3 protein-coding genes are annotated in these 2600 nt (G+C 72.6%); 2 read left to right on the forward strand and 1 reads right to left on the reverse strand.

Features of this window, described 5'->3' with window-relative positions; translation table 11 throughout:
* The first annotated feature begins 50 nt into the window (after positions 1 to 50).
* Together PSH25_RS29800 and PSH25_RS29805 are read left to right on the forward strand one after the other, a co-directional pair.
* Complete coding sequence (locus PSH25_RS29800) at positions 51 to 1334, forward strand: thymidine phosphorylase (protein WP_238662174.1); 1284 nt, start codon at positions 51 to 53, stop codon at positions 1332 to 1334.
* Between the two features lie 110 nt (positions 1335 to 1444).
* A complete protein-coding gene (locus PSH25_RS29805) occupies positions 1445 to 2125 on the forward strand; it encodes a DUF4272 domain-containing protein (RefSeq protein ID WP_112677367.1) in 681 nt (226 codons plus the stop codon).
* Positions 2126 to 2127: 2 nt separating this feature from the next.
* Here PSH25_RS29805 and PSH25_RS29810 read toward each other — a convergent pair.
* Positions 2128 to 2600: class I SAM-dependent methyltransferase (locus PSH25_RS29810; protein ID WP_502361366.1), on the reverse strand; the 473-nt coding region annotated here is incomplete at its 5' end.

Genomic DNA, 2600 nt, shown 5'->3' on the forward strand with positions numbered 1-2600 from the left:
CGACCGTCCGTCGGGCACGGTTTCTCCATTCGACTAGGAAAGATCTTTTGATGAGTAGTGGTTTTGCGGCTGTTGACGTTATTCGGACGAAGCGGGACGGGGGTGTGCTGTCGGACGCGCAGATCGACTGGGTGGTCGACGCGTACACCCGGGGGGTTGTCGCCGACGAGCAGATGTCCGCGTTGGCGATGGCGATCCTGCTGAACGGCATGACCGGGCCGGAGATCGCCCGGTGGACCGCCGCGATGATCGCCAGTGGTGAGCGGTTGGACCTGTCGGCGGTACGTCGGCCGACTGTCGACAAGCACTCCACCGGCGGCGTCGGCGACAAGATCACTCTGCCGCTCACTCCGCTGGTGGCGGCGTGTGGCGCGGCCGTACCGCAGCTGAGCGGCCGGGGTCTCGGGCACACCGGCGGCACGCTGGACAAGTTGGAGTCCATCCCGGGCTGGCGGGCCACCGTGAGCAACGACGAGTTCATCGCCCAGTTGGACGAGGTCGGTGCGGTGATCTGCGCGGCCGGTGCCGGGCTCGCCCCCGCCGACCGCAAGCTGTACGCGCTGCGCGACGTGACCGGCACCGTGGAGGCGATCCCGCTGATCGCCAGCTCGATCATGAGCAAGAAGATCGCCGAGGGCACCGGGGCGCTGGTCCTCGACGTCAAGGTCGGCTCGGGCGCCTTCATGAAGTCCGTCGACCAGGCCCGCGAGTTGGCGCGCACCATGGTCGAGCTGGGCGGTGCGCACGGGGTGCGGACGGTTGCCCTGCTCACCGACATGTCCACCCCGCTCGGCCTGGCGATCGGCAACGCGGTCGAGGTGACCGAGTCGGTCGAGGTGCTGGCCGGTGGTGGACCGGCCGACGTGGTGGAGCTGACCCTCGCCCTGGCCCGGGAGATGCTCGACGCCGCCGGCCTGCCGGACGCCGATCCGGCGGCGGCGCTGCGCGATGGCCGGGCCATGGACTCCTGGCGGGCGATGATCCGGGCGCAGGGCGGCGACCCGGACGCGCCGATGCCGAACGCCGCCGAGGTGGAGGTGGTCCGCGCCGAGCGGGACGGGTACGTCGCGGCCGTCGACGCGTACGCCATGGGGGTTGCGGCGTGGCGGCTCGGCGCGGGTCGGGCGCGCAAGGAGGACCCGGTCAGCGTGCCGGCCGGTGTGGTGTTGCACAAGCGGCCAGGTGACGAGGTGCGGGCCGGTGACCCGCTCTACGAGCTGCGGGCCGAGGACGCGACGCGGATTCCGGCCGCGCTGACCGAGGCCGCCAACGCGGTCCGGATCGCGTCGACGGCCCCGGCGGCGACGTCGTTGGTCATCGAACGCATCGGCTGATCCATCCGGCGTCGCCCTGGCGTGGTGCCGGTCACGTGGGAGCGCTATTGTCGCAGGCCAAGGGGGGACAACCGGCCTTGCGCCGGCGCGAGCAGACAGGAAGATCCGCCGTGACCGTTGCTGCCCCCGACCCACGTGAGGTGCGCGAGGCGAGCCTGGACGAGCTGTCCCGGCTCGGCCTGCCGTTGCCGCCGGCCCAGTTTCCCCTCGTCTGGGAGCCGGGTGACCAGATCGACCTGCGCCCGACCGTGGAGATCGAGGCGCGGATCGCGGTGCTGCACCTGATCCTGGCCCGCTGTTTCGGGATGCCCCCGCAGGCGGCGATGAGCTGGTTGCTCGGCTCGCACCTGGTCGACATGGTCACCCCGCCGGAGTGGCAGTTCGTGATGGGCGGCAAGGGCGACCACCGGTCGTTCGTGCTGCATCACGACGCGCTCTTCGCGCTGGCCTGGGTGCTCGGGCTGAGCAAGCAGCTCGACCCGACGCTCGCCGTCGACGAGCGGCTGGTCGAGCGGTTGCCGCACATCGCCGAGGGGGAGACCTTCCCGCACTGGCGGTCCCGGATCCTCACGGCGCCGCAGCACCCGGCCGACGCGGCCGCCCTGCTCGACCTGCACTACTGCCTGGACTGGGCGTACCTGGAGACCGAGCGCGGCGGCCGTCGTGCGCCGGGCCTGGTCGACGCGAACGCGATCGGGCAACGGCGTTGGGCGCTGGAGTGGGCGGTGATCCTGCGCGGGCCGTACCACGACGAGCCCCCCGGCTGGGAAGAGGTCGACCTCTCCACCTGAGCTCAGCGGGGCCGGTACGCGTCCACCCGGACCGCCACCGTCACCCGGACCGGCTCGGGCAGGGCGGCCAGCCGGGCGGCGAGCGCTTCCGGGTCGGTGTGCCAGGCGCTCGGGCCCATCCCGACCAGGGTGGCGACCTCCGCCCGGCTCAGGGCGAGCTCCACCCGGTGCGCCGCCGAGCTGACCAGGGTGAAGTGCCCGCCCAGGCTGTCGGTCACCCGATCGGCCTTGTCCGGGTCCACCCGCAGCAGGTCGAGGGCGTCCACCAACTCGGCGAGATGGTCGGTGTCCGGCGTGACCACCAGCAGCGTGCCGGCCGGGTCGAGCACCCGGTGGAACTCGGCGCCGTTTCGGGGGGCGAAGACGTTCAGCAGTACGGCGGTCGAGGCGTCCGCCAGGGGCAGCCGCTGCCAGGTGTCGGCGAGCGCGGCGGCGGCCCGGGGATGCGCGCGGGCCGCGCGGCGCAGCGCCGGCT

The organism is Micromonospora foliorum (assembly GCF_022229015.1).
GTDB classification, from domain to species: Bacteria; Actinomycetota; Actinomycetes; order Mycobacteriales; family Micromonosporaceae; genus Micromonospora; species Micromonospora foliorum.